Raw genomic sequence first — 25,185 nt, forward strand, 5'->3', positions numbered from 1 at the left:
GTCAGGCTCTTACAGCCCAAATCGCCCTTCTGCTCTTCCGAGTAGAAGGGCGTTTTGCTTTTGGGCACCGGGATAATCGAAATCTCCAAACAATGAACAGCGGAGCGGCTGTTTATTTGAAGCATGGCGCTTGATGCTTGGGCTTTGTGGGTGATCAGCTCATCATCTCCTGCACAAATCTCGATCCAGGCGCCGGTGCTGACGGGCTATCGCGCGATGTGTACAGCGCAATCCCCGGCGTCCTCCACCAGGCCGCGTGCGAGTTGAAACCGGTGAACCCCGCCGGAGTCCAGAACGCGTTGCAGTTCCCCGTCCAGCCATAGGCAGTGCAAATGGGCCAAGGCCTCCCCCATGGCGAAGGTCATCTGGTGGGCGTCGAGTTGGCGCTTGAACATGATCGGCAGCACGTCGAATGCAGACAGTGGGCCTTGCCGGGCCGCGGCAAGGATTTCATCGAGCCGATCCCGATGGTGGCTTTGCAACTGGTGGATGCGCTCGTGCAGGCCTTGGAAGGGTTTGCCGTGGGAGGGGAGCACCAGTGTTTCCGCTGGCAAATCCAGGTAGCGCAGCAGGGATGTCAGAAAAAGCCGCAGCGGATTCGACTCCGGCTCTGCGGCGTGAACGCTGACATTGGTGGAGATGCGCGGCAAGACCATGTCGCCGCTGATGAGGGCTGACAGCTCCGCGCAGTACAGCGCAATGTGCTCGGGCGCATGCCCGTAGCCGCTGATGCATTGCCAGGTGCGTCCTCCGATCTCGATGCCATCCCCGTCCATGAGTCGGCGGAAGCGGGATGGCAGCGCGGGAACAAGGGTTGGAAAGTACGACGCCCGCCCTCGCACATGCTGGAGAAATTCCTCATCCTGCATGCCATGTAGGGTGTAAAAATCGGCGCCGGCCTCGCCGCCAAAACCGTTGCGGTCGTACACAGCGGTTCTGGCCACATGGTAGTCGGTGGCGCTGATCCACAGGCGCACATTCCAGCGTTCGCACAGCCAATGTGCCAAGCCGATGTGGTCTGGGTGCATGTGGGTGACGATGACCCGCAAAATGGGCAGTCCTTCCAGGCTGTTGGCAAACACTTGTTCCCACTGGGCCCGGGTGGTCGCGCTGTCGATGCAGCAGTCCACTACGGTCCAGCCATCCACCAGGGCGCCGTGCACATCGGGCTGCCGGTCCCGCAGCAGCCACAGGTTGATATGGTCAAGCGCAAACGGGAGGCCCATGCGCACCCATTGGACGCCGGGAGTGACCTCCATGGCCACCCCTTCGCAAGGCAGGGCATCGCCCAATGGATAGTGGATCTGGTGTTCAAGTGGATTCATGGCCATGGTCGTATGCGTTAGCATTGACGTTAACGTAAACGTCATGCATCCGATGCATTGTAGGGACCGATAGCCCACGGGCTGTCTCCTGCGCGAAACCGCACCGGACGCACGCAGCACACATGGCCACCACCTACACCATCAGCGACCTCGCCAAAGAGTTTGACCTCACCACCCGGGCCATCCGCTTCTACGAAGACATGGGCTTGCTGCAGCCCGAGCGCACCGGGGCTGCGGGCCGCAACCGCGTCTACAGCGCGCGGGACCGCACCCGCCTGCGCTTGACCTTGCGTGCCAAGCGCCTGGGCCTGTCCCTGACCGAGGCCAAGGAGATCATTGATCTCTATGACAGCCCCCGCGACACCGGCGTGCAACTGCGCAAATTCCTCGATGTGCTGGTGCTGCACCGCAAGCAGCTGGAAGAGCAGATGGCCGACTTGCGGGCCAACCTCGAAGAAGTCCAGGAGCACGAGGAAGAGGCCCGGACGTTGTTGCTCAAGGTAGAAAAGCAAAAATGATTCATAATTGACGTTTACGTAAACGTAAATCAGGAGACCGTCGTGACCACGACCCCTTTCGAACCCCGCTGCGCCGACTATGCCGACCGCGTGCGCGCCAGTTTTGCGCGCCAGGGGGCGATGCAGACCCTGGGGGCCCGCCTGGGCCTGCTGGCGCCCGGGGCGGTGGACATCGAGCTGTCCTGGGCCCTGGGGCTGACCCAGCAACACGGTTTCCTGCACGCGGGCATGGTCGCCACGGCGCTGGATTCGGCCTGTGGCTACGCGGGATTCACCCTGATGGGGGCGGATGCGGCCGTCCTCACGATCGAGTTCAAGATCAACCTGCTGGCCCCGGCGAAGGGCGAGCGGTTTCGCATGGAAGGCCGGGTCATCAAGCCCGGCCGCACCATCACCGTGTGCGAAGGCCGGGCCTTCGCCATCGACGGCAGCCAGGAAAAACTGGTGGCCACCATGGGTTGCACCCTCATGGCCGTCACTGGGCGCGACGCCATCCAGGGCTGAGCCCACCATCCTTTCCCTTATCTATTCTGAGGAGACACCCCCATGAGCATTCCCGCCAACCTGCCTGGCCTGAACTTCCAGCTGGGCGAAGACATCGACGCGCTGCGCGACGCCGTGCGCGACTTCGCCCAGGCCGAGATCGCCCCGCGTGCGGCCGAGATCGACCACAGCGACCAGTTCCCCATGGACCTGTGGCGCAAGATGGGCGACCTGGGCGTGCTGGGCATCACCGTGCCTGAGCAATACGGCGGCGCGGCCATGGGCTACCTGGCCCACATGGTGGCGATGGAAGAAATCTCGCGCGCCAGCGCCTCCGTGGGCCTGTCCTACGGGGCGCACAGCAACCTGTGCGTGAACCAGATCAACCGCAACGGCAACGAGGCGCAGAAGGCCAAGTACCTGCCCAAGCTGATCAGCGGCGAGCATGTGGGCGCCCTGGCCATGAGCGAGCCCGGCGCGGGCTCCGACGTGATCAGCATGAAGCTCAAGGCCGAGGACAAGGGTGGCTACTACCTGCTCAACGGCAACAAGATGTGGATCACCAACGGCCCCGACGCCGACACCCTGGTGGTCTATGCCAAGACCGAGCCCGAGCTGGGCGCGCGCGGCGTCACGGCCTTTCTGATCGAGAAGGGCATGAAGGGCTTTTCGATTGCGCAAAAGCTCGACAAGCTGGGCATGCGCGGCAGCCACACCGGTGAACTGGTGTTCCAGGATGTCGAGGTGCCCGCCGAGAACGTGCTGGGCGGCCTGAACCAGGGCGCCAAGGTGCTCATGAGCGGCCTGGACTACGAGCGCGCAGTCTTGACCGGCGGCCCTCTGGGGATCATGCAGTCGGTGATGGACAACGTCATCCCTTACATTCACGACCGCAAGCAGTTCGGCCAGAGCATTGGCGAATTCCAGCTCATCCAGGGCAAGGTGGCCGACATGTACACCGTGCTCCAGGCGGGGCGCTCGTTTGCCTACACCGTGGCCAAGAACCTGGACATGCTGGGCACCGACCATGTGCGCCAGGTCCGCAAGGACTGCGCCAGCGTCATTCTGTGGTGTGCCGAGAAGGCCACCTGGATGGCGGGCGAGGGCGTGCAGATCTTCGGCGGCAACGGCTACATCAACGAGTACCCGCTGGGCCGCCTGTGGCGCGATGCCAAGCTGTACGAGATCGGTGCCGGAACGAGCGAGATCCGTCGCATGCTGATTGGCCGCGAGCTGTTTGCTGAAACCTGCTGACCTGCCGCCCCTCGCCGCAGGCCGATCCACCTTTTGAAAGAGCCAGAAAAACCATGCCCGCATCCATCGAAGACCTGTTTGCCCACAACCGCGCCTGGGCGGCCCAGATGGAACGCGAGCGCCCTGGCTTTTTCACGGGGCTGCTGGCACAGCAAAAGCCCAAGTACATGTGGATCGGCTGCTCCGACAGCCGCGTGCCGGCCAACCAGATCACCGGGCTGGAGCCGGGCGAAGTGTTCGTGCACCGCAACGTGGCCAACGTGGTGGTGCCCACCGACCTCAACTGCCTGTCCACCATCCAGTACGCGGTGGACCAGTTGCGGGTTGAGCACCTGATGGTGGTGGGCCACTACGGCTGCGGCGGTGTGCTGGCGGCGCTGGAGGGCACGCGCGTGGGCCTGGCCGACAACTGGATCCGCCATGTGTCGGACGTGCGTGACCGCCACCGCGACCTGATCGCCTCCATTGCACCCCAATGGCGCCACGACGTGCTGTGCGAGCTGAACGCCATCGAGCAAGTGGTCAACGTCGCCCAGAGCACCGTGATGCTCGACGCCTGGGGCCGGGGCCAGAAGGTCACGCTGCATGGCTGGTGCTACGGCCTGAAAGACGGGCTCATCAACAACCTGCACATGACCGTGGACAGCACCGAAGGCCTGGAGTCGCTCTACAAGGCGGCGATTGCCGGCGTGGCTGCCGTGAAGAGATGATGCACCCCCTGAGTCGCTTCGCGCCTTCCCCCTCTCTCTACGCGCTGCGCGCTACGGGAGGGGGACGCAGCCAGCGGCCTGGCAAAGCCAGTTCCGCGGCCACCTCGCCTGGGCCGTGCCAGTGTCAAGGGCTGCCGGTCGTACTTGGCGCCACGGGCCGTTGAAATGTTCCCGCAACGCCTCGATGCCCCCCAGGCCTATGGCATTGCCAAGGCCATGATGGACGGCTTCAACCGCCATTACCGGCTGTTCCGCACCGAGTCCGCGCGGGCCAAGCACCGCTTTGAAACCAGCGACTGGCACGGCCAGCAGCGGGCGCAGCGCGAGCGCATCGAGTTCTACGACCTGCGCGTGAAGGAGTGTGTGCGCCGGCTGGAGAAAGAGTTCGAGGCGGGCGCGCAGCCCATGGACGTGTGGCACCAGGTCAAGCTGCACTACATCGGCCTCTTGGTCAACCACCACCAGCCCGAGTTGGCCGAGACCTTCTTCAACTCGGTCACCACCAAGATCCTGCACCGCACGCATTTTCACAACGACTTCATCTTTGTGCGGCCCGCCGTCAGCACCGAATACATCGAGAACGACGAACCCGCCGCGCGCCCCACCTACCGCGCCTACTACCCCACGCGCGACACCCTGCCCGAGACGGTGCAGCGCATCGTCGAGAACTTCCAGCTCCAGCGCGAGTTTGCCGACCTGCCGCGCGACACTGCCTGCGTGGTGGCCGCCATGCGCAGTCGCCTGGACAAGGTCAAGCTGCGCACCAACTTCCAGGTGCAGGTGCTCACCAGCCTGTTTTTTCGCAACAAGGGCGCCTATGTGGTGGGCAAGATCATCAACGGCTTCAACGAGGTGCCGTTTGCGCTGCCCATCCTGCACGACGATGCCGGCCGCTTGTTCATCGACGCCGCGCTGTTCGGCGAAGACGACATGCAGATGCTGTTCAGCTTTGCGCGTGCCTACTTCATGGTGGACATGGAGGTGCCCAGCGCCTACGTGCAGTTCCTGCGCAGCCTCATGCCGCGCAAGCCGCGCGCCGAGATCTACAACGCCCTGGGCCTGGCCAAGCAGGGCAAGACGCTGTTCTACCGCGACTTCCTGTACCACCTCAAGCACTCCAGCGACCAGTTCCGCATCGCGCCCGGCATCAAGGGCATGGTGATGCTGGTGTTCGACCTGCCGAGCTTTCCCTTTGTGTTCAAGCTCATCAAGGACTACTTTCCGCACCAGAAGGAAACCACGCGCGAGCAGATCAAGGCCAAGTACCTGCTGGTCAAGCAGCACGACCGCGTGGGCCGCATGGCCGACACGCTCGAATACAGCGAGGTGGCCTTCCCGCGTGACCGTTTTGACGACGCGCTGATTGCCGAGATCGAGAAATTTGCCCCCAGCCAGCTCGAAATCAGCGACCGCGATGGCGACGGCCAGACCGAGGTCATCATCAAGCACCTGTACATCGAGCGGCGCATGATTCCGCTCAACATCTACCTGCAGGAAGCCTTTGACACCGGCCTTGCCGACCCGCGCGCGCGCCAGCAGATGGAGCACAGCGTCATCGAATACGGCAACGCCATCAAGGACCTGGTGGCCGCCAACATCTTCCCCGGCGACATGCTCTGGAAGAACTTCGGCGTCACGCGCAACGGCAAGGTCGTGTTCTACGACTACGACGAGATCGAGTACCTCACCGACTGCAACTTCCGCCGCGTGCCCACGCCGCGCAACGAGGAAGAAGAGATGAGCGGTGAGGTCTGGTACAGCGTGGGCCCGCGCGATGTGTTCCCTGAGACCTTCGGCCCTTTCTTGCTGGGCAACGACGCCGTGCGCGAGGTTTTCATGCAGCACCACGCCGACCTGCTCGATGCCGCCTTCTGGCAGTCGCACAAGGAGCGCATCCAGGCGGGCCACATGTTCGACGTGTTCCCCTACGACACGGAGCGGCGCTTTGCGCATGGCGCTGCGGTCCGCTGACCACCGGTTTCACCCCCCCCCCATTTTCTTGTCCGAATCATCCTCAGGAGACCTTCACCATGTCCGCATCCCCCCAAGACCCCATCGTCATCGTCGGCGCCGCACGCACCCCCATGGGCTCGCTGCAGGGCGACTTTTCCAGCCTGGCTGCGCACGACCTGGGCGGCGCCGCCATCCAGGCCGCCATCGAGCGCGCCGGTGTGTCGCCCGACGCCGTGGGCGAAGTGCTGTTTGGCAACTGCCTGATGGCAGGGCAGGGCCAGGCACCCGCGCGCCAGGCGGCGTTCAAGGGCGGGCTGCCCAAGGGCGCTGGCGCGGTCACGCTCAGCAAGATGTGCGGCTCGGGCATGAAGGCCGCCATGATGGCGCACGACATGCTGCTGGCCGGCTCGCACGACGTGATGGTGGCAGGCGGCATGGAGAGCATGACCAACGCCCCCTACCTGCTGCAAAAGGGCCGTGGCGGTTACCGCCTGGGCCATGACCGCATCTTTGACCACATGATGCTCGACGGCCTGGAAGACGCCTACGAAGCGGGCCGCAGCATGGGCACCTTCGGTGAAGACTGCGCCGCCAAATACAGCTTCACGCGCGAACAGCAGGACGCCTTCGCCACCGCCAGCGTGCAGCGCGCCAAGGCCGCCACCGAGTCCGGCGCGTTTGCGGCCGAGATCGTGCCCGTCACCGTCAAGACCCGTGCGGGCGAGACCGTGGTGTCGGTGGACGAAGGCCCGGGCAAGGTCAAGCTCGAAAAGATCGCCACCCTGAAGCCCGCGTTCAAGAAGGACGGCACCATCACCGCCGCGTCCAGCTCCAGCATCAACGACGGCGCCGCCGCGCTGGTGATGATGCGCGAATCCACCGCCAAAAAGCTCGGTTGCAAGCCCGTCGCCCGCATCGTGAGCCATGCCACCCACGCGCAAGAGCCCGAGTGGTTTGCCACCGCCCCCCTGGGCGCCACGCAAAAGGCGCTGGCCAAGGCCGGCTGGGCTGTGGGCGACGTGCAGCTGTGGGAGATCAACGAGGCCTTCGCCGTGGTGCCCATGGCGCTGATGAAAGAGCTGGATTTGCCCCACGACAAGGTCAACGTGAACGGCGGCGCCTGCGCGCTGGGCCACCCCATCGGCGCCAGCGGCGCGCGCATCATGGTCACGCTGATCCATGCGCTCAAGGCGCGCGGCCTCACCAAGGGCCTGGCCACGCTGTGCATTGGCGGCGGCGAGGCCACGGCCGTGGCGCTGGAACTGGTGTGACCGCAGCGCCCGGGAGCCGCCGGGCGCTTCCGGGGCAGGCTGGTTTTCAGCCTGCTTCTGTTTTGATAGCTGCTACCGCCCGATGGACGGGCGGTAGCGGCCTAATTTGTTCAAGGCAATGAATTCCATACTTGTCATCGGAGCCTCGCGGGGCATTGGCCTGGAGTTGGTGCGCCAGTACACCGAGGCGGGTCGCCGCGTGATCGCCACCGTGCGCGACGCTGCGGGCCGCGAGCGCGTGCAGGCCCTGGGCGCCGAGGCGCTGACGGTGGACGTGGCCCACCCCGCCAGCGTGAGCGGCCTGGCCTGGCAGCTCGATGGCGAGAAGATCGACATCGCCTGGTATGTGGCCGGCGTGATCCGCCGCCCGAACGCCCTCACGCCGCCCACGCAACAGGACTTCGATGCCGTCATGCACACCAACGTGCTGGGCGCGATGCAGGCCATCCCGCAGGTGGCGCCGCTGGTGGCGGATGCGGGCGGGGTGTTTGCGTTTATCTCGTCCTCCATGGCGCAGATCGGCAGCGTGCCCAACAGCAGCGCCTGGCTGTACCGCACCAGCAAGGCCGCACTCAACATGGCTGTGGCGGCCGCGCAGCACGACTACCCCGGCGCCACGCTGGTCACCATCGACCCCGGCTGGGTGCAGACCGACATGGGCGGCGACGGCGCCCCGCTCACGGTGGAAGACAGCGTGCGCGGCCTGCGCAGCACGGTGGCGGGCCTCACGCCCGCCGACCAGGGCCGCCTGCTGCACCACGACGGCCGCCGCGCCGCGCACTGGTAATTCATCTTTCAACGAACAACGACTTTCGGAGACACCCCATGCTGCTGACCCAAGACCAGGAAATGATCCGCGACGCGGTGCGCGACTTCGCCCAGACCGAGCTGTGGCCGAACGCCGCGCGCTGGGACAAGGAACACCACTTCCCCAAGGACGCCCACCAGGGCCTGGCCGCCCTGGGCGCTTATGGCATCTGCGTGCCTGAAGAGTTCGGCGGTGCCCATCTCGACTACGTCACGCTGGCCCTGGTGCTCGAAGAGATCGCAGCCGGTGACGGCGGCACCAGCACCGCCATCAGCGTGACCAACTGCCCCGTCAATGCCATCCTCATGCGCTACGGCAACGCCCAGCAAAAGCGCGACTGGCTCACGCCGCTGGCGCGCGGCGAAATGCTGGGTGCGTTCTGCCTGACCGAGCCGCATGTGGGCTCCGATGCCTCAGCCCTGCGCACCACAGCCGTGAAGCAGGGCGACGAATATGTGATCAACGGCGTCAAGCAGTTCATCACCAGCGGCAAGAATGGCCATGTGGCCATCGTGATCGCCGTCACCGACAAGGGCGCAGGCAAGAAGGGCATGAGCGCCTTCCTGGTGCCCACCAGCAACCCCGGCTATGTGGTGGCGCGGCTCGAAGACAAGCTCGGCCAGCACAGCAGCGACACGGCGCAGATCAACTTTGACAACTGCCGCATCCCGGCCGAGAACCTGATCGGCGCCGAGGGCGAGGGCTACAAGATCGCGCTGGGCGCGCTCGAAGGCGGCCGCATCGGCATCGCCGCGCAAAGCGTGGGCATGGCGCGCAGCGCGTTTGACGCGGCGTTGGCGTATTCGAAAGAGCGCGAAAGCTTCGGCACCGCCATCTTCAACCACCAGGCCGTGGGTTTCCGGCTGGCCGACTGCGCTACGCAGATCGAGGCCGCGCGCCAGCTCATCTGGCATGCCGCAGCGCTGCGCGACGCCGGCAAGCCCTGCCTGAAGGAAGCCGCCATGGCCAAACTGTTTGCCAGCGAGATGGCCGAGCGCGTGTGCAGCGCCGCCATCCAGACGCTGGGCGGCTACGGCGTGGTGAACGACTTCCCCGTGGAGCGCATCTACCGCGACGTGCGCGTGTGCCAGATCTACGAGGGCACGAGCGACGTGCAGAAGATCATCATCCAGCGCGCGCTGGCGTGAGCCTCAACCCTTCATGCGCAGTTCGCGCTCCAGCATGGCCAGCCGCTCGGGCTCGGCATGGTGGCGGGATACGGGGTAGGCGCCCGCAAACGCCTCGCGCGCGGCTTCGGGGCGGCCGCTCCAGGCCAGGGCCAGCGCGTAGTCGCAGGTGCACACCGCCAGCGACGGCCAGGCGCCCGGGGCCTTGGGCACCAGCGCCAGGAACTGCGCGCAGGCCTGGCCCAGGTGGCGGGCGGCCTCGCTCGCCAGGGCCGGGTCGCGCAGTGCGATCAGGCCCCGCACCCAATCGATGAAGGCCTGGCCATGGGGCGGCAGCAGCTCCGTCCTGGTGGCGTCCAGCAGGCGCTGTGCTTCATCGGTGTGGCCGGCCCGTGCTTCGCCCAGGGCCAGGTCCAGCTGCAGGACGGGTTCTGTGGGGCGCAGCGCAATCAGCTCGCGCAGGCGGGCCGTGAAGCCGGCGTGGTCGCCCGTGGCCAGGGGCAGGGTGTAGATGCGCGCCAGGAATTCGCCTTCGTCCGGGGGGCGCATTGGATGGATGCGCAGCCGCAGGATGGCGGCCTCCACCCCCTCGGCGCGTGCATCGAACCAGGCCATGCGCACGGCCGCGTCCCAGGCGGGCTGGCGCAGAAACCGATGGCGTTCCGCCGCATCGGCCAGCCGCTGGGCCAGCACCTTCAGGCGCGGCAGATCGCCCGTGGCGTGTGCGTGCAGCACCTGCTGGTACATGCGCTGGAACCGGTGCAGGTAGGCAAACACCGCAAACGGCACCAGCATGGCCGCAACCAGCCCGCCCAGCACCCACGGGCTCCACTGGCGCCACAGGGCCAGCGCGATCAGCACCGCGCACCCCAGCAGCCAGCCCCGGTTTTTGCGCAGCAGCTGGCGCAGCGTGGTCCACAGGCCCGGGTGCTCCATGGCCTCGATCTGGTCCCGCGCCAGCTGGCGCAGGGCCTTGACATCCAGCGTCCCCAGCACCTCGTCCGCCATCTCGGTCATCGCGCGGGCATGCAGCCCCGAGGTGTGCAGCCGCACCTGGCTCAGCGGGGGCTGCAGGGCGGCAATGGCCTGCAGGGCCTCTTCGGCCGTGCGGGCGTGGACAAACCCTTCCGTGGGGCGGCCCTGGTGGTCTTGGGCCTGGTACAGCCAGCGGGGATGGGCGCCTGGCGAAGGGCGGGGTGGGTCTGCTGTGTTCAACGCGGGGCTCCCTGGTGGTGGTGGCGGGCAGTTTGGGCAGCGCCGCACTATGCAGGGTTTTGCGGCCACGCCCGGCCTCCGTCCGGACGGCCGGGCTTCCGTGCTGGACCATCGGCAGGTCTGGCGCGGTGTCGGGGGGTGTCAGCCAGGTTGTGAGCACGGTGCGCAGTTCGCCTACATCAACAGGCTTCTTCAGCACCCGGTAGCCCTTTGCCTCGGCGTCCCGCAATTCGGGGGCATCGAACTCGTCACTCACCATGGCCCCCGGGCCCTGGGGGCACTGCGCCAGCAGGGCGTGCAGGATGTCGAAGCCGCTTTCGCTGGAGCGCAGGAGCTGATCGCACAGCATGGCATCGGGCACAACCCCGGCATCTATCTGGGAGAACGCCTTGCTGGCGTCAGACGCAAGCGTGGAGGGCTATGCCGCGACCTGGGCATTGCGGGCAAAACCTGTTACACACAGAACGGACATTGGGGATTCGTTCACGGCCCCTGGCCCATGCCGAGGCATATGGACTATGTTTAGCAGTGCATAGGAGCTCTCTTTGTAGACTATCTGAGGGGCCGGGAGGGCTGTGTGGCCCCGTTCCTTCATCTATAGCAGAGAGATTCCTATTCATGACAAGTCATCGCTCAAAAATTACCCAATGTTTCCCGTGGATTGCCCGTGAGGTTGTTCTCGGGGCGGTCATCGTGTTCCTTGTCGGGTGCGGTGGCGGTAGTGACGGTGCGGCGCCACCAAGGACGGAAGGCGCATACACGGTAGGAGGTGTGGTGAGTGGCCTAGCTGCGGGTAAGACTTTGGTTCTGCAGAACAGCGGTGGGGATGATCTGGGCGTGAGTTCCAATGGCAGTTTTTCGTTTGTGACCCGGGTGGACAGTGGCGTGGCATATACCGTCACCGTCAAAACGCAACCCGATGGGCTGCGATGCGCTGTGTCTCAAGGTGCGGGCGCGGTTACGGCCAATGTCAGCAGCGTGTCGGTGCGTTGCGAGGCCCTGCCGGCTGCCATGTACACGGTGGGAGGGGCGGTGGTCGGTCTGGCCAGTGGCGGTGGCGTGGTACTGCAGAACAACGGTGGTGAAGACGTGTCGGTAGGCGGCAACGGGGGCTTCACATTCCCGACAGCGATGGTCGCGGGGGCTGGCTATTTAGTCACCGTCAAGACGCAGCCTTCCTGGCAGACATGCACCATACAAAACGGTGCTGGCACCGTGTCCACCGCCAATGTGCAGGCGGTGCAGGTAAGTTGCGATGCGCTGATTGCTCCGCTGGAGGGCTTTTGGGTGGCAGACCTGTGTCTGCCCATGGCGCTGGGACATGCGTGGACTATTGCGCGCCAGGGGGAGTCGCAGGTCCATGTGAAACAAATGGGTGTGGCCTATGAGAATGGCTCTTGCTCAGGCGCCTTCCGAACCTGGACGCCTTCGGACATGGGCAACGCCGTGTTTACCAAAGTCACATCTTCCGGTCCTTTGACCGCTTTCTGGGGCAAATGGCCCCAAGGAAATGGCGACTACGACTTGGCCATCTGGACCCGTGTCGGGCCCTATCTGTGCTTCCTGCGCGACAACCCCGAATGGCCCAGCACCATGGCGGAAGTCGAAGCAAGAACGGCAGGTGCCATAGCAGGCAAAGCCTGCGCGAGACAGCGTTGAGCGCGATGGCGCAGCGCGAGCGTAGGCGCAATGTCTTTACGCGTCGCCGCCCTTGCGCCGCAGCACCACCGTGATCTGCCCATTGGTCTCAATCGTCGCCCGCTCCACCTCGTGCAGGTGCAGGCAGCCGCTGGCGCGCAGGGCGGCCTCCAGGTCGTCGGTGGAGAGCAGCTCCTGGCGCATGAGGGTGCTGTTCACCTGCCCACCCTGCACCAGCACCTGGGGGGTGCCGTCGATGAGGCGCGCCATCCACGCAAAACGGAAGGTCAGCTGCGCCAGCACCACGTGGCAGACGAGGAGCGTGCTGGCCGAGACCAGGCCGCCCACCAGCGAGTTGTCGCCCGCGTTCATCGAGTTCTGCACGGCATTCGACAGGATCAGCAGCAGCACCAGGTCAAACGGTGCGTACTGCCCGGTCTGGCGCTTGCCCGTGAGGCGCAGGAACACCAGCAGGAACACATAGACCACCACGCCGCGCAGCACGAACTCCCACCACGGCACATTCATATCCCACATCGCAAGGCTCCTTTGCACAGGTTCTTCGTTGGAAGGGTGTTTCGCTCGCCAGTCTACGGGGCTGAGCGAAAATCCCCCGCTACCGCCTGCCGCGCAGGCCGCCCCCCTTTCCGAGAAAGAAGCCGCTCCATGCAACGCCGCCACCTCCTTCAAACCAGCGCCCTGAGCGCCCTGCTGTGCGCCACCTGGCAGCAGGCCTGGGCCTTGTCGCTGGGCGACCTCTCCAGCGCCGACGCGTCCAGCGGGCTCAAGGCCGCCTTGTCGCAGGGCGCGCAGGCGGCGGTGTCGCTGCTGGGCCGCAATGATGGATTTCTGGGCAACCCCAAGGTGCGCATCGGCCTGCCGGGCTACCTGGAGGATGCCGCCAAGGTGATGAAGTCCCTGGGCCAGGGCAAACGCATCGACGAGCTGGTGGTCTCCATCAACCGCGCGGCCGAGGCGGCCGTGCCCATGGGCCAGGACCTGCTGGTGGGGGCCGTGCAGAGCATGACGGTGACCGATGCCAAGAACATCCTCACCGGCGGTGACAACTCGGTCACGGCCTTTTTTGCCGACAAGACGCGTGCGCCGCTGGGCCAGCGCTTTTTGCCCGTGGTGAACGAGGCCACGGAAAAGGTCGGCCTCACCCAGAAGTACAACGCCTTTGCGGGCAAGGCCGCCAGCTTTGGCCTGCTCAAGGCCGAAGAGGCAAACCTGGCGCAGTACGTGACCGGCAAGACGCTGGACGGCCTCTACACCATGATCGGCGAGGAAGAACGCCGCATCCGCCAGAACCCGGCGGAGGCCGGCAGTGCCATCGTCCGCAAGGTGTTTGGCGCGATGAAATGAGGCACCCCGGAGTCGCTTCGCGCCGACACCCCCTCCCGCATTGCTGCGCAATGCGGGAGGGGGCGCCCCCAGCGCGTGAGCTGGATACGCCGCCTTCGCGGCGGGGCGGCCCTTGTGCGGGGGCACTGGCCCTCGCCGCGCCAAGTCCAGAGCAGCGCTACCGATAGTGGATATGGCAATCTAAACCCATGGCACACCCTGAACCCACCGACGCCTGCCCCTGCGGCCAGCTCAACGTGCGCCAGAAGCCGCTGGCCTATGCCGACTGCTGCGGCCGGTACGTGGCGCATTTCGATACCACGCCCGCCCCCGATGCGCCCAGCCTCATGCGATCGCGCTACACCGCCTTTGTGTGCGAGCAGGCCGACTACCTGCAGGCCACCTGGCACCCCAGCACCCGGCCCGCTGCGCTGGACTTCGACCCCGGCACCAAGTGGCTGGGGCTCGCAGTGCGCAGCCACCGCGCCACGGGCGCCGACCGTGCCGAGGTGGAGTTTGTGGCGCGCTACCGCGTGGGCGGGCGCGCCGTGCGCCTGCACGAGACCAGCCGCTTCGTGCGCGAAGGCGGGCGCTGGTTCTACGTGGATGGCGACATCCGCGGCTGATGTTTAAATAAAAATGCTCTCCAGCGCTTGACCAGCAAGCGCTATATGCTATGAAATTTGAAGCAATCCTGTTTGACTGCGATGGTGTGCTGGTGGACAGCGAGCCCATCACCAACGGCGTGCTGCGCGACATGCTGGCCGAGGCCGGCTGGGCCCTGACGCCCGAGGAATGCATGCGCCTCTTCATCGGCAAGACGGTGCGCAGCGAAGCGGCCCGCATTGAGGCGCACACCGGCCAGCCGCTCACCGACGCCTGGATGGCCGCCTTCTACGCGCGGCGCAATGCCGAGCTGGACCTGCGCCTCACGGCCATCGCGCATGTCCACGGCGCCATCGAACGCGTGCACGCCCACCACGGCGGGCGCATCGCCTGCGCCTCGGGGGCCGACCGGTACAAGGTCGAGATGCAGCTGGCCAAGGTGGGGCTCACGCCCTACTTTGCGGGGCGGGTCTTCAGCGGCCACGAGATGCCTGCCACCAAGCCCGCGCCCGATGTCTACCTGGCCGCCGCAGCCGCCCTGCAGGTGGCGCCAGCGCGCTGCGCGGTGGTGGAAGACACGGTCACCGGCGTCACGGCGGGCGTGGCGGCCGGGGCCACGGTGTTTGCCTACGCGCCGCTGGACGACGGCGACGCGGCGCTGCGCGCGGCCGGCGCGGTGCAGGTCTTCCGCAGCATGGCCGAGCTGCCAGGCCTGCTGGGCTGCTGATTCCGGCCGACGGAGGGATGGCGATGCGACACATTGCGCGGTGGGTGGCGCGGGGGGCGGTGGTGCTGGGCGCCGTGGCGGCGCTGGCCGGCTGTTCGTCGGTGAAGCCCTGGGTCAACGAACCCCTGCCGCCAGAGGACCAGGGCGTGCCAGTGCGCCAGTCCGAGCGCGATCCGACCATCCTCGTGGCGGTCACGCTGTCGGGTGGCGGGGCGCGTGCCGCCGCGTTTGGCTTTGGCGTGCTGACCGAGATGCAGGCCACGCGGTTCGCCTGGAACGGCCGCGACACCACCTTGCTGGATGCGACCGATGTGGTCAGTGGCGTGTCGGGCGGCAGCATCGTGGCGGCCTATTTCGCGGCCCATGGCATCGAGGGGCTGCCTCGCTTCGAGCAGGACTTTCTGCGCCAGAACTTCCAGAACAGCCTCATCACGCAGGCGCTGCGGCCCGGCAACCTGATCGACCTGACCTCGCCCTGGCTGGGGCGCACCCACCTGCTCGCGCGGCGGCTCGACGCGCTGTATGGCGGCCTCACCTTTGGCGACGTGGAGCGCCGCCCGCGCCACCCGCAGCTGTTCATCACCGCCACCGACATGTCGCTGGGCACGGGCTTCGAGTTCACCTGGGAGCAGTTTGCGCTCATCTGCTCGGACCTGCGCAAGGTGCCGCTGTCGTTTGCCGTGGCCTCGTCATCGGCCGTGCCGCTGCTGCTCAGCCCCATGACGCTCAAGAACTACGCCGACCAGTGTCCCGCGCGGCAGTCCTCCCTGGCCACCCTGGCCGGTCGCGCGCAAGCCGGCGCAGGCGACTACCGGGCCCGGCTGTACCGCGCGCACGAACTGAGCTACGCCGATGCGCAGCGCAAGCCCTACATCCATTTGGTTGATGGCGGCCTGGCCGACAACCTGGGCGTGCAGCGCCTGCTCGACCGGGCCCTCGCGGGTGGTGGCCTGCGCCAGACCTTCAGCGAAGTCGGCATCCCGCCCGGCACCATCCGCAAGCTGGTGCTGATCACCGTCAATGCGGAGCGCGACCCCTCGGTGGACATCAACCAGAGCGACAAGGTGCCCAACATGGTGCAGGTGGTGGATGCCCTGCTGTTTGGCACCGGCGCGCGCGCCACGCGCGAGACGCAGGAGTTTCTGCGCGACATCACGCGGCAGTGGCAGCAGTCCCTGGCTGCGGGCTCTACCGGCAGCACCGATGTGTTTGCGCCCGATGCCGAGATCCACGTCATCCCCGTCAACCTGCGCGACGCGCCCGACGACATCGCCCGCCGCCGCCTGCTGCAGGTGCCCACGGCGTTGTCGATCACCTCCGACGAGGTCACGGACCTCATCGAGGCCGGTGGCAGCGTGCTGCGGCACTCGCCCGAGTTCCGGGCGCTGGTGCAATCGCTGCTGCGCCCGGCGCCGCATGTGCCCAATGCACCGCTTGCACTGCCTGCGGGGCTGCAGGCCAAGGAGTGAGGGCGCGCGCTCAGGGGCGCTTGAGGTCTGTCAGGGCCGCGTATCCGGCGCCGGGGTTGTCGGAACGCCTTGCACCTCTGCCGCCCGCATCTGCACCTCCATCGCGCGCTGATAGGCAGGTCGCTGCTGCAGCCGCTGCCAATACGCCTGCGTAGCGGGCCCAAACTGCGGCGCCAGCCCCAGGTGCTGCCCCAGCAGCAGCGCATACCCCACCGCCACATCGGCCGCCGTGAAGCGGCCCGCGCACAGGTGCTCGCTGCCGCTGTGGGTCAACGCCGCTTCTACGGCGCGCAGCCGGGCCAGAAACCAGCGGCTGTAGTCCTCCACCACCTGCGGCTGCTTGCGCTCTGCAGGCTCAAACCGGCCATAGCGCAGCACCAGCGTTTGTGGAAAAGTCAGCGTGGCATCGCTCATGTGCAGCCAGTTCAGGTAGGCGCCAAATGCCGGGTGCGTGGGCGCCACGTCCAGCCCCGCATCGGGGTGCGTGGCGGCGAGGTACTGGCACATCGCCGCCGACTCGGTCATCCGCACATCGCCCTGTACCAGCAGCGGCACCGTGCCCAGCGGGTTCTCGTCCAGAAACCACCGCGCCTTGGCGCGCGGCGGGAAGGGGAGCATGTGGAGCTGGTAGGGGAGTTGCAGCTCTTCGAGCATCCACAGGGGGCGGAAGGAGCGGGCGCTGACGCAGTGGTGGAGGTGGAGCATGGGTGTGGGTTGGCTTGAAAGAACGCTGGTTGCGCTTTTTATCTCATCCCCAAAACTGCTTCCAGTTGCGGGCGTTTCACAGTCCGGTATCTGTTTCGCGCGGTCCCGCGCTGTGAGGGCGACCGGAGCCAACGTATTCTCGGCAACTCCTCTCAGCTTTGCTCTGGGCGAATCAAGCCATTCGTTGAGCAGCTTTCCTCCCTTTGATGCGTTGCAGCCTATGCAGCACAGCGCAATGTTCTCAATTGTGGCAATGCTGATGTCATTGATGATGTGCTCCCAAGAGCGCATTTTTGCTCTCTCAAGGCCAAACTCAGAGCCGCAGTAAACGCAGCGATGGTCCCGCTTTAGAACAGCCTCTTCGATCTCTTTGGGGATGCCCCATTGATTTGCCATCTACTCTCCAACTTGGGTTTTTGTGTGGACTTGATTGCACCAAGGTTTTGCACATTGGAGTTAGGCCAATGAAGACGCCTTTCTGATGTTCTACACCCTCACCACCCTCCGAAACTCCCCCGGCGACTGCCCCGTCCACCCCCGGAACGCCCGGATAAAGCTCTTCTCGTTCTCAAACCCCGCCGCCTCCGCCACCTGCTTGATGGGCCGCTGCGTGCGGTGCAGCAGCTCCACCGCGCGGGTGCGGCGCACGTCATCCTTCAGGCCCTGCAGCGTGGCGCCTTCTTCCTTCAACTGCCGGTGCAGCGTGCGTGGCGACACGTGCAACAGCGCGGCCAGTGATTCGGCGCTGTGCTGAGGCAGGGCGTGGGCGGGCTGCCCCGGCAGGGGCGCGGCCAGCAGCTGGCGCACGCGCTGCACCAGCAGGCGGTCGCGGCGGTAGTGCAGCACCGTCAGGGGCAGGGCGTGCTGCAGCATCTGACGCAAGGCCTGTTCGTCGCGGCGCAGGGGCAGTTGCAGGTAGCGGGCGTCAAAGTGGATGGCGGTACGTGGCGCGTGGAAAGTGACGGGGCCCCGGAACAGCACGGCGTAGGCATCGGCATGCGGCGGCGGGTCAAACGCAAACTCCGCCGCGATGAGGGGGATGCGCGAGTCCACCATCCAGCAGGCCAGGCCGTGGGCATTGCGCAGCACCGACACCAAGCAGAACTCGCGCAGCGCGCCCAGGTCGCGCGCCTCGGTGATGCGCAGGGTGGCGGTGTCCCCCTCGGTGCTCAGCTGCAGCGCGATGTCGTCGGTCAGCAGCCCATGGTGCCGGCACCAGCGCGCCAACGCCACCCGCAGCGTGGGCGAGCTGATGGACGCCCGCGCCAGCATGCCGTAGCTGCCCCAGGGCAGGCGGCGGCTGAACCAGCCCAGCGCCTCGTCGTCCAGCTCCTGCATGGCCGCGTCCGAGACCTGCTCCATCTGCCAGGCGGTGATGCGGGCCTGCTCGTCCTGCAGCAGCTGCGGCGCGATTTGTGCCTGGGCCAGCGCGCGTTCGGGGGCCATGCCCCGGCGTTGGTACGCCAGTGCAATGGCGCGCACGAAGGCCATGGGGGTGGCGGCGGGGGCTTGCGTGGCCGAGGGCGCCTGCCAGGGCGATTCGGAAGGGGGGGCAAGGGATTTCACGCTGCCCAGTGTGCCCCAGGCGTGGCACGATTTGCAACCATTGTGGCAACCCATCGGGGAGGCAGGCTTCTATGCTTACGGATCGCAGCCTGCGTCGCATGTGGGCGTGCAGGGCCGGGTGACCCAGGAGACAAAACGAATGATGAGTGCAGCCACCGCAAATCCCGCACCATTGGCAGGCAGCTACGCCCGTGGCGCCACCGATGTTCCCCTGATCGAGCAGACCATCGGCGCCTTCTTTGCCGACATGGTGGCCCGCCAGCCTGATCGCGAGGCGCTGGTGAGTGTGCACCAGGGCCGCCGCTACACCTATGCGCAGCTGCAGGCCGAGGCGCAGCGCCTGGCCAGTGCGCTGCTGGGGATGGGGCTCACGCCCGGCGACCGCGTAGGCATCTGGTCGCACAACAACGCCGAATGGGTGCTGATGCAACTGGCCACCGCGCAGGTGGGCCTGGTGCTGGTCAACATCAACCCGGCCTACCGCACGGCCGAGGTGGAATACGCGCTCAACAAGGTGGGCTGCAAACTCCTGGTGAGCATGGCGCGCTTCAAGACCAGCGACTACCTGGGCATGCTGCGCGAGCTGGCGCCCGAGTGGGCCGCAGGCACCCCTGGTGCCCTGCAGGCGGCCAGGTTGCCGCAGCTGGCCACGGTGGTGTGGATCGACGAAGCGGGGCAGGGCGCCGACGAGCCCGGGCTGCTGCGCTTCACGGACCTGATCGCGCGCGGCAACGCGACCGACCCGCGCCTGGCCGAGGTGGCTGCCACGCTCAAGGCCACCGACCCCATCAACATCCAGTTCACCAGCGGCACCACGGGCTTCCCCAAGGGCGCCACGCTCACGCACCGCAACATCCTGAACAACGGCTTCTTCATCGGCGAATGCATGAAGCTCACGCCCGCAGACCGCCTGTGCATCCCCGTGCCGCTGTACCACTGCTTTGGCATGGTGTTGGGCAACCTGGCGTGCTTCACGCACGGCGCGGCCATCGTCTACCCCAATGACGGGTTCGACCCGCTCACGGTGCTGCAGACGGTGCAGGATGAAAAATGCACCGGCCTGCACGGCGTGCCCACCATGTTCATCGCCGAGCTGGACCATCCGCGTTTTGCCGAGTTTGACCTGTCCACCCTGCGCACCGGCATCATGGCCGGCTCACCTTGTCCCACCGAGGTGATGAAGCGCGTGGTGGAGCAGATGAACCTGCGCGAAATCACCATCGCCTACGGCATGACCGAGACCAGCCCCGTGAGCTGCCAGAGCAGCACCGATACGCCGCTCGAAAAGCGCGTCTCCACCGTGGGCCAGGTGCAGCCGCACCTGGAGGTGAAGATCGTGGACCCCGACAGCGGCGCCGTGGTGCCCATCGGCCAGCGCGGCGAGTTCTGCACCCGGGGCTATTCGGTGATGCACGGCTATTGGGGCGACGAAACCAAGACCCGCGAAGCCATCGACGAAGGCGGCTGGATGCACACCGGCGACCTGGCCACCTTGGACGCCGAGGGCTACGTGAACATCGTCGGCCGCATCAAGGACATGGTGATCCGGGGCGGCGAGAACATCTACCCGCGCGAGATCGAAGAATTTTTGTACCGCCACCCCCAGGTGCAGGACGTGCAGGTGGTGGGTGTGCCCGATGCCAAGTACGGCGAGGAGCTGTGCGCCTGGATCATCGCCAAGCCCGGCACGACACCCACCGAGGACGACATTCGTGCCTTCTGCAAGGGCCAGATCGCGCATTACAAGGTGCCGCGCTACATCCGCTTCGTCACCAGCTTTCCGATGACGGTGACGGGCAAGATCCAGAAGTTCAAGATCCGCGACGAGATGAAGGATCTGCTGGGTCTGGAAGAACAGAAAACCGCTTGAAAGAGCAACACCGTATGACCATTCTCGACACCCAACTCAACGCCCGCTCGGCGGACTTCCTGGCCAACGCAGCCGCCATGCGCACGCTGGTGGAAGACCTGCGCGCCCAGCTCGACAAGGTCGCCCTGGGCGGCGGCGAGGCCGCCCGCGCCAAGCACACCGCACGCGGCAAGCTGCTGCCGCGCGAGCGCGTGCAGATGCTGCTGGACCCCGGCACGCCCTTTCTGGAGCTGGCGCCGCTGGCCGCGCTCAACATGTACCACAACGATGCGCCCTGTTCGGGCCTCATCGCCGGCATCGGCCGCGTGAGCGGCGTGGACTGCATGGTGGTGTGCAACGACGCCACGGTGAAGGGCGGCACCTACTACCCGCTCACCGTCAAGAAGCACCTGCGTGCGCAGGAGGTGGCGCAGCAGAACCACCTGCCCTGCATCTACCTGGTGGACTCGGGCGGCGCCAACCTGCCCAATCAGGACGAGGTTTTCCCCGACCGCGACCACTTCGGCCGCATCTTCTTCAACCAGGCCAACATGAGCGCGATGGGCATTGCGCAGATCGCCGTGGTCATGGGCAGCTGCACGGCGGGCGGCGCCTACGTGCCGGCGATGAGCGACGAGTCCATCATCGTCAAGAACCAGGGCACCATCTTCCTGGGTGGCCCGCCGCTGGTGAAAGCCGCCACGGGCGAGGTGGTGACGGCCGAGGACCTGGGCGGCGGCGACGTGCACACGCGCCTGTCGGGTGTGGCCGACCACCTGGCGCAGAACGACATGCACGCGCTGCAGCTGGCACGCAATGCGGTGCGCAATTTAAATAAAAATAAGGCCCTGGCGCCCGCTGATCAAGCGCCGGAAGCTCCTAAATTTGCAGCGGAAGAGCTGTATGGCGTGATCCCTGTGGACACGCGCAAGCCCTTTGATGTGCGCGAAATCATTGCGCGCATCGTGGACGGCAGCGAGTTCGACGAGTTCAAGGCGCGCTACGGCACCACGCTGGTCACGGGCTTTGCGCGCATCGAGGGCATGATGGTCGGCATCATCGCCAACAACGGCATCCTGTTCAGCGAGTCGGCCCTGAAGGGCGCGCACTTCATCGAGCTGTGCTGCCAGCGCAAGATTCCGCTGGTGTTCCTGCAGAACATCACCGGCTTCATGGTCGGCCGCAAGTACGAGAACGAAGGCATCGCGCGCAACGGCGCCAAGATGGTCACGGCCGTGGCCACGGCGAGTGTTCCGAAGTTCACCATCATCATCGGCGGCAGCTTTGGCGCCGGCAACTACGGCATGTGCGGCCGTGCCTACAGCCCGCGCTTCCTGTGGATGTGGCCCAACGCGCGCATCAGCGTGATGGGCGGCGAGCAGGCGGCTGGCGTGCTGGCCACCGTCAAGCGCGACGGCATCGAGGCCAAGGGCGGGCAGTGGAGTGCCGAGGAGGAAGAAGCCTTCAAGGCCCCCATCCGCCGCCAGTACGAAGACCAGGGCCACCCCTACTACGCCACCGCGCGCCTATGGGACGACGGCGTGATCGACCCGGCCGACACCCGCCGCGTGCTCGCGCTGGGCCTGGCCGCCACGCGCAACGCACCGATTGAAGACACCAAGTTCGGCCTGTTCCGGATGTAGGCCCTTCCAGCACGATCGCACCGCCATGCTCGCCACCGTTCTTCGTCGCATCCTGCCCGCTGCCGCTCTGGGCCTTGCCACGGCATGCGCCGTGGCCGCGCCTGCACTGCAGCGCGTGGACCTGCCGCCGCTGCCCTCCGGCGTGGTGCTGCGCGCGCATTGGCTGCCGGCCGAGGGCGCGGAGCGCCGCCCGGCGGTGCTCGCGCTGCACGGCTGCGGCGGGCTGTACGCCAAGGGCGGCGGCCTGGCCGAACGCTACCGCGAGACGGCCGAGCGCCTGCATGCCGCAGGCTACGCGGTGCTCATGCCCGACAGCTTCGGCTCGCGCGGCCTGCGCGAAATCTGCCAGACCCGCTACCGCGAGCGCAGCGTGGACGTGGCCCAACGCGTGCAGGATGCGCGTGCCGCCCTGGCCTGGCTGGCGGCCCAGCCGCAGGTTGATGTCCGGCGCATCGGCGTGCTCGGCTGGTCCAACGGTGCGACCACCACCTTGAACCTGTTGGAGCAGCGCCGCACCCACCCCGAGCCGGGCGAGCCCGCCATCGCCGGTGCGGCCGTGTTCTACCCCGGCTGCGGCCCGCTGGCCAAGCGCCAGGCCGTGCTGGAGGCCGCCCCGCTGGTCATGCTGCTGGGGTCCCTGGACGACTGGACCCCCGCCCAGCCCTGCGTGGACTTTGCGCGCAGCCTGCAGGCGCGTGGCGGTGGCAGCGACATCACCGTGCAGGTGTACGAAGACAGCTACCACGGCTTTGACGGCACGGCCCCGGTGCGCCTGCGCGCCGACGTGCCCAACGGCACCTCCCGAGAGGGCGTGCACCAGGGCGGCAACCCTGAAGCGCGCACCAAGTCATTGGCCGTGCTCGATGCTTTCTGGAGCCGGGTGCTGGCCGCCCGCACTGCGCCATGAGCACCACCATGAACAGGGGCTGGGCCGCGCACTTCGACCTGCTCGCGCGCTACAACGCGTGGGCCACGGACCGCCTGCTGGGGGCCGTGCAGGCGGTGCCCGATGCAGACTACCGCCGCGACACGGGCCTGTTCTTCCACAGCATCCACGGCACGCTGAACCACCTGCTGGTGGGCGAGCACCTGCTGTGGTTTGTGCGCTTTGCCGAAGGCGCCTCGCCCCGCGTGGCGCTGGACGCCGAGGTGGAGCCTGACCGGGCCCGACTGGATGCCCGCCTGCGCGAGGGCGCAGCGCGCTGGGCGCCGCTGATCGCCGCCTTTGCGGAAGACCGCTGGGACGGCACGCTCGACTACACCACCATGCGCGGCACCCCGGCCTCGCTGCCCTTTGCCGCCACGCTGGCCCATGTGTTCAACCACGGCACGCACCACCGGGGGCAGATCACTGCCGTGCTGACAGCGCTGGGGCACGCCAGCCCCGAACTCGACCTTGTCTACTTCCTCCAGGCCCCACAGGCCCAGGCCACACCATGAGCACGACCCCATCCCCCAGCAGCAAGAACCTGCAGATCACTTACGAAGGCGCCGTGGCGCGCATCACGCTCACGCAGCCCGAGATCCGCAACGCCTTCAGCGATGAAGTCATCGCCGAGCTGACTGCCGCCTTCGCCGAGGTGGGCGCGCGTACCGATGTGCGCGCCGTGGTGCTGGCTGCACAGGGCCCCGCGTTCTGCGCGGGCGCCAACCTCAACTGGATGCGCCGCATGGCCGACTACACGCGCGCCGAAAACCTGGCCGATGCGGGCAAGCTGGCCGAAATGCTGCGTGTGATCTACGAGTGCCCCAAGCCCACGATTGCGCGGGTGCAGGGCGATGTGTACGCCGGCGGCATGGGCCTGGTGGCGGCCTGCGACATGGCCGTGGCGGTGGACACCGCAGGCTTTTGCCTCAGCGAAGTGAAGCTCGGCCTCATCCCCGCCACCATCAGCCCCTACGTGATCCGCGCCATGGGCGCGCGCGCCGCGCACCGCTACTTCCTCACGGCCGAGCGCTTCGGCGCGGCCGAGGCACTGCGCACGGGCTTCGTGCACGAGGTGGTGGCGGCCGACCAGCTCGACGCCAAGGTCGATGAACTGCTCAAGGCCCTGACCAGCGCCAGCCCCAACGCCGTGCGCGCCTGCAAGAAGCTGGTGCTCGACGTGGCCGAGCGCGAGATCAACGCGGGCCTGATCGCCGCCACGGTGGAAGGCATTGCCGACATCCGCGCCAGCGACGAGGGCAAGGAGGGCGTGCAGTCCTTCTTGAACAAGCGCAAGCCGAACTGGCTGCTGGGCTGAGGGCCTCCTCCGTGGACCAGCTCTGGCTCTCCCTCGTGCAGTGGCTCCACACCCTGGGGCTGCATGTCGATGCGGGCACCGCGCGCGAGGTGGCCCAGGGGGCGGCACGGGCCACGGCGCAGCTCGACATGCCCAGCCTGCTGGCCCTGGCCGCCGCACTGGGCTGGGCCAGCGGGTTCCGGCTGTATGCCGTGGTGTTCCTGGTCGGCATGATGGGCGTGCTGGGCTGGATGCCCCTCCCGCCCGGCCTGGCCATGCTGCAGCACCCGCTGGTTCTGATGGTCAGCGGCTTCATGCTGATGGTGGAGTTTTTTGCCGACAAGGTGCCCTGGGTGGACAGCGCCTGGGATGCCATCCACGCCTTCATCCGCGTGCCTGCGGGCGCGGCCTTGGCGTATGGCGTGTTTGGTGCCGACAACGCCACCATGGCCGTGGTGGCGGGGCTGCTGGGCGGTTCGCTGTCAGCCACCGCGCTGGCCACCAAGATGACCACGCGGGCTGCTGTGAATACGTCGCCCGAGCCGTTTTCTAACTGGGGCCTGTCGTTCTTTGAGGACGGCCTGGTGGTGGCCGTGGTGTGGTTGGCCACGCAGCACCCGGTGGCGTTCGGCATCGCGCTGGTCGTGATGGTGGCCGTGTCGGTGCTGCTTCTGGTGGTGCTTTTCAAGTTTTTGCGCGCTGTGGTGCGGCGCCTTTCCTCTTTCTTTTCTGGTTCTGCCAAGGTGGCTTAA

24 protein-coding genes are annotated in these 25,185 nt (G+C 66.7%); 19 read left to right on the top strand and 5 right to left on the bottom strand.

Going from position 1 to position 25,185, the window contains the following annotated elements:
- Positions 1–206 precede the first annotated feature (206 nt).
- Complete coding sequence (locus DBV10_RS18055) at positions 207–1,325, bottom strand: MBL fold metallo-hydrolase (protein ID WP_124514988.1); 1,119 nt, start codon at positions 1,323–1,325, stop codon at positions 207–209.
- 122 nt (positions 1,326–1,447) lie between these two features.
- Here DBV10_RS18055 and DBV10_RS18060 point away from each other — a divergent pair, with 122 nt between their 5' ends.
- From DBV10_RS18060 to DBV10_RS18095, 8 genes are all read left to right on the top strand, one after another.
- Complete coding sequence (locus DBV10_RS18060) at positions 1,448–1,843, top strand: MerR family DNA-binding transcriptional regulator (protein ID WP_124514989.1); 396 nt, start codon at positions 1,448–1,450, stop codon at positions 1,841–1,843.
- Positions 1,844–1,885: 42 nt separating this feature from the next.
- Positions 1,886–2,347 carry a PaaI family thioesterase gene (locus DBV10_RS18065; RefSeq protein ID WP_124514990.1) on the top strand — a complete coding sequence of 154 codons (462 nt, stop codon included), beginning with the start codon at positions 1,886–1,888 and terminating at the stop codon, positions 2,345–2,347.
- 42 nt (positions 2,348–2,389) lie between these two features.
- The gene (locus tag DBV10_RS18070; RefSeq protein WP_124514991.1) at positions 2,390–3,580 is read left to right on the top strand and encodes an isovaleryl-CoA dehydrogenase; all 1,191 of its coding nucleotides are present in this window, start codon (positions 2,390–2,392) and stop codon (positions 3,578–3,580) included.
- A gap of 53 nt (positions 3,581–3,633) precedes the next feature.
- Positions 3,634–4,290, top strand: coding sequence for a carbonate dehydratase (gene can / locus DBV10_RS18075; RefSeq protein WP_124514992.1), 657 nt, complete (start codon positions 3,634–3,636; stop codon positions 4,288–4,290).
- 165 nt (positions 4,291–4,455) lie between these two features.
- Positions 4,456–6,261 carry a bifunctional isocitrate dehydrogenase kinase/phosphatase gene (aceK, locus tag DBV10_RS18080; protein WP_124514993.1) on the top strand — a complete coding sequence of 602 codons (1,806 nt, stop codon included), beginning with the start codon at positions 4,456–4,458 and terminating at the stop codon, positions 6,259–6,261.
- A gap of 59 nt (positions 6,262–6,320) precedes the next feature.
- Positions 6,321–7,514, top strand: a complete 1,194-nt coding sequence (locus tag DBV10_RS18085; RefSeq protein WP_124514994.1) for an acetyl-CoA C-acyltransferase — start codon at positions 6,321–6,323, stop codon at positions 7,512–7,514.
- 118 nt (positions 7,515–7,632) lie between these two features.
- The gene (locus DBV10_RS18090; protein ID WP_124514995.1) at positions 7,633–8,301 is read left to right on the top strand and encodes an SDR family oxidoreductase; all 669 of its coding nucleotides are present in this window, start codon (positions 7,633–7,635) and stop codon (positions 8,299–8,301) included.
- A 38-nt stretch (positions 8,302–8,339) separates the two neighbouring features.
- Positions 8,340–9,470 (top strand): acyl-CoA dehydrogenase family protein, encoded by a 1,131-nt coding sequence (locus DBV10_RS18095; RefSeq protein WP_124514996.1) that lies wholly within the window; start codon positions 8,340–8,342, stop codon positions 9,468–9,470.
- Between the two features lie 3 nt (positions 9,471–9,473).
- On the opposite strand, the gene DBV10_RS18100 is transcribed toward DBV10_RS18095, so the two are convergent.
- Positions 9,474–10,664 carry a hypothetical protein gene (locus DBV10_RS18100; RefSeq protein WP_124514997.1) on the bottom strand — a complete coding sequence of 397 codons (1,191 nt, stop codon included), beginning with the start codon at positions 10,662–10,664 and terminating at the stop codon, positions 9,474–9,476.
- Between the two features lie 618 nt (positions 10,665–11,282).
- Here DBV10_RS18100 and DBV10_RS18105 point away from each other — a divergent pair.
- The gene (locus DBV10_RS18105; protein ID WP_124514998.1) at positions 11,283–12,323 is read left to right on the top strand and encodes a DUF4369 domain-containing protein; all 1,041 of its coding nucleotides are present in this window, start codon (positions 11,283–11,285) and stop codon (positions 12,321–12,323) included.
- 36 nt (positions 12,324–12,359) lie between these two features.
- Here DBV10_RS18105 and DBV10_RS18110 read toward each other — a convergent pair whose 3' ends face one another.
- Positions 12,360–12,839 (bottom strand): DUF421 domain-containing protein, encoded by a 480-nt coding sequence (locus DBV10_RS18110; protein ID WP_124514999.1) that lies wholly within the window; start codon positions 12,837–12,839, stop codon positions 12,360–12,362.
- Positions 12,840–12,968: 129 nt separating this feature from the next.
- Between DBV10_RS18110 and DBV10_RS18115 the strand changes: the two genes are divergently transcribed.
- From DBV10_RS18115 to DBV10_RS18130, 4 genes are all read left to right on the top strand, one after another.
- Positions 12,969–13,667 carry a DUF4197 domain-containing protein gene (locus tag DBV10_RS18115; protein WP_124515000.1) on the top strand — a complete coding sequence of 233 codons (699 nt, stop codon included), beginning with the start codon at positions 12,969–12,971 and terminating at the stop codon, positions 13,665–13,667.
- Positions 13,668–13,855: 188 nt separating this feature from the next.
- On the top strand, positions 13,856–14,272 hold the full coding sequence (locus tag DBV10_RS18120) for a YchJ family protein (protein ID WP_124515001.1): 417 nt from the start codon (positions 13,856–13,858) through the stop codon (positions 14,270–14,272).
- Between the two features lie 50 nt (positions 14,273–14,322).
- Positions 14,323–14,979, top strand: coding sequence for an HAD family phosphatase (locus tag DBV10_RS18125; protein WP_124515002.1), 657 nt, complete (start codon positions 14,323–14,325; stop codon positions 14,977–14,979).
- A gap of 23 nt (positions 14,980–15,002) precedes the next feature.
- Positions 15,003–16,448: a patatin-like phospholipase family protein gene (locus DBV10_RS18130; RefSeq protein ID WP_233589975.1), complete on the top strand. Its 1,446-nt coding sequence runs from the start codon at positions 15,003–15,005 to the stop codon at positions 16,446–16,448.
- A 30-nt stretch (positions 16,449–16,478) separates the two neighbouring features.
- Here the strand turns inward: DBV10_RS18130 and DBV10_RS18135 are convergent, their stop codons facing one another.
- Both DBV10_RS18135 and DBV10_RS18140 read right to left on the bottom strand, forming a co-directional pair.
- Positions 16,479–17,153, bottom strand: coding sequence for a glutathione S-transferase family protein (locus DBV10_RS18135; protein WP_124515004.1), 675 nt, complete (start codon positions 17,151–17,153; stop codon positions 16,479–16,481).
- Between the two features lie 486 nt (positions 17,154–17,639).
- Entirely contained in the window at positions 17,640–18,644 is a 1,005-nt protein-coding gene (locus tag DBV10_RS18140) for an AraC family transcriptional regulator (RefSeq protein ID WP_124515058.1), read from the bottom strand.
- A 214-nt stretch (positions 18,645–18,858) separates the two neighbouring features.
- Between DBV10_RS18140 and DBV10_RS18145 the strand changes: the two genes are divergently transcribed.
- From DBV10_RS18145 to DBV10_RS18170, 6 genes are read left to right on the top strand one after another with little or no spacing between them, the layout of a single operon-like run.
- Positions 18,859–20,589: an AMP-binding protein gene (locus tag DBV10_RS18145; RefSeq protein ID WP_370451199.1), complete on the top strand. Its 1,731-nt coding sequence runs from the start codon at positions 18,859–18,861 to the stop codon at positions 20,587–20,589.
- 14 nt (positions 20,590–20,603) lie between these two features.
- The gene (locus DBV10_RS18150; RefSeq protein WP_124515006.1) at positions 20,604–22,211 is read left to right on the top strand and encodes a carboxyl transferase domain-containing protein; all 1,608 of its coding nucleotides are present in this window, start codon (positions 20,604–20,606) and stop codon (positions 22,209–22,211) included.
- A 25-nt stretch (positions 22,212–22,236) separates the two neighbouring features.
- Complete coding sequence (locus DBV10_RS18155; protein WP_124515007.1) at positions 22,237–23,118, top strand: dienelactone hydrolase family protein; 882 nt, start codon at positions 22,237–22,239, stop codon at positions 23,116–23,118.
- An 8-nt stretch (positions 23,119–23,126) separates the two neighbouring features.
- The gene (locus tag DBV10_RS18160) at positions 23,127–23,651 is read left to right on the top strand and encodes a DinB family protein (protein ID WP_124515059.1); all 525 of its coding nucleotides are present in this window, start codon (positions 23,127–23,129) and stop codon (positions 23,649–23,651) included.
- Positions 23,648–24,454: an enoyl-CoA hydratase/isomerase family protein gene (locus tag DBV10_RS18165; protein WP_124515008.1), complete on the top strand. Its 807-nt coding sequence runs from the start codon at positions 23,648–23,650 to the stop codon at positions 24,452–24,454. The genes DBV10_RS18160 and DBV10_RS18165 overlap by 4 nt, the downstream gene beginning before the upstream one ends.
- Positions 24,455–24,465: 11 nt before the next feature.
- Entirely contained in the window at positions 24,466–25,185 is a 720-nt protein-coding gene (locus DBV10_RS18170) for a DUF4126 domain-containing protein (RefSeq protein WP_124515009.1), read from the top strand.

Origin of the sequence: Acidovorax sp. FJL06 (genome assembly GCF_003852545.1) — a bacterium.
In the GTDB taxonomy this organism is placed as follows: domain Bacteria; phylum Pseudomonadota; class Gammaproteobacteria; order Burkholderiales; family Burkholderiaceae_C; genus Acidovorax.

Coding starts and splice junctions, on each gene's coding strand:
- DBV10_RS18055 (WP_124514988.1), bottom strand. CDS start 1,325: ATGAATCCACTTGAACACCAGATCCACTATCCATTGGGCGATGCCCTG.
- DBV10_RS18060 (WP_124514989.1), top strand. CDS start 1,448: ATGGCCACCACCTACACCATCAGCGACCTCGCCAAAGAGTTTGACCTC.
- DBV10_RS18070 (WP_124514991.1), top strand. CDS start 2,390: ATGAGCATTCCCGCCAACCTGCCTGGCCTGAACTTCCAGCTGGGCGAA.
- can (WP_124514992.1), top strand. CDS start 3,634: ATGCCCGCATCCATCGAAGACCTGTTTGCCCACAACCGCGCCTGGGCG.
- aceK (WP_124514993.1), top strand. CDS start 4,456: ATGTTCCCGCAACGCCTCGATGCCCCCCAGGCCTATGGCATTGCCAAG.
- DBV10_RS18085 (WP_124514994.1), top strand. CDS start 6,321: ATGTCCGCATCCCCCCAAGACCCCATCGTCATCGTCGGCGCCGCACGC.
- DBV10_RS18090 (WP_124514995.1), top strand. CDS start 7,633: ATGAATTCCATACTTGTCATCGGAGCCTCGCGGGGCATTGGCCTGGAG.
- DBV10_RS18095 (WP_124514996.1), top strand. CDS start 8,340: ATGCTGCTGACCCAAGACCAGGAAATGATCCGCGACGCGGTGCGCGAC.
- DBV10_RS18105 (WP_124514998.1), top strand. CDS start 11,283: ATGACAAGTCATCGCTCAAAAATTACCCAATGTTTCCCGTGGATTGCC.
- DBV10_RS18110 (WP_124514999.1), bottom strand. CDS start 12,839: ATGTGGGATATGAATGTGCCGTGGTGGGAGTTCGTGCTGCGCGGCGTG.
- DBV10_RS18115 (WP_124515000.1), top strand. CDS start 12,969: ATGCAACGCCGCCACCTCCTTCAAACCAGCGCCCTGAGCGCCCTGCTG.
- DBV10_RS18120 (WP_124515001.1), top strand. CDS start 13,856: ATGGCACACCCTGAACCCACCGACGCCTGCCCCTGCGGCCAGCTCAAC.
- DBV10_RS18125 (WP_124515002.1), top strand. CDS start 14,323: ATGAAATTTGAAGCAATCCTGTTTGACTGCGATGGTGTGCTGGTGGAC.
- DBV10_RS18130 (WP_233589975.1), top strand. CDS start 15,003: ATGCGACACATTGCGCGGTGGGTGGCGCGGGGGGCGGTGGTGCTGGGC.
- DBV10_RS18135 (WP_124515004.1), bottom strand. CDS start 17,153: ATGCTCCACCTCCACCACTGCGTCAGCGCCCGCTCCTTCCGCCCCCTG.
- DBV10_RS18140 (WP_124515058.1), bottom strand. CDS start 18,644: ATGGCCTTCGTGCGCGCCATTGCACTGGCGTACCAACGCCGGGGCATG.
- DBV10_RS18145 (WP_370451199.1), top strand. CDS start 18,859: ATGATGAGTGCAGCCACCGCAAATCCCGCACCATTGGCAGGCAGCTAC.
- DBV10_RS18150 (WP_124515006.1), top strand. CDS start 20,604: ATGACCATTCTCGACACCCAACTCAACGCCCGCTCGGCGGACTTCCTG.
- DBV10_RS18155 (WP_124515007.1), top strand. CDS start 22,237: ATGCTCGCCACCGTTCTTCGTCGCATCCTGCCCGCTGCCGCTCTGGGC.
- DBV10_RS18160 (WP_124515059.1), top strand. CDS start 23,127: ATGAACAGGGGCTGGGCCGCGCACTTCGACCTGCTCGCGCGCTACAAC.
- DBV10_RS18165 (WP_124515008.1), top strand. CDS start 23,648: ATGAGCACGACCCCATCCCCCAGCAGCAAGAACCTGCAGATCACTTAC.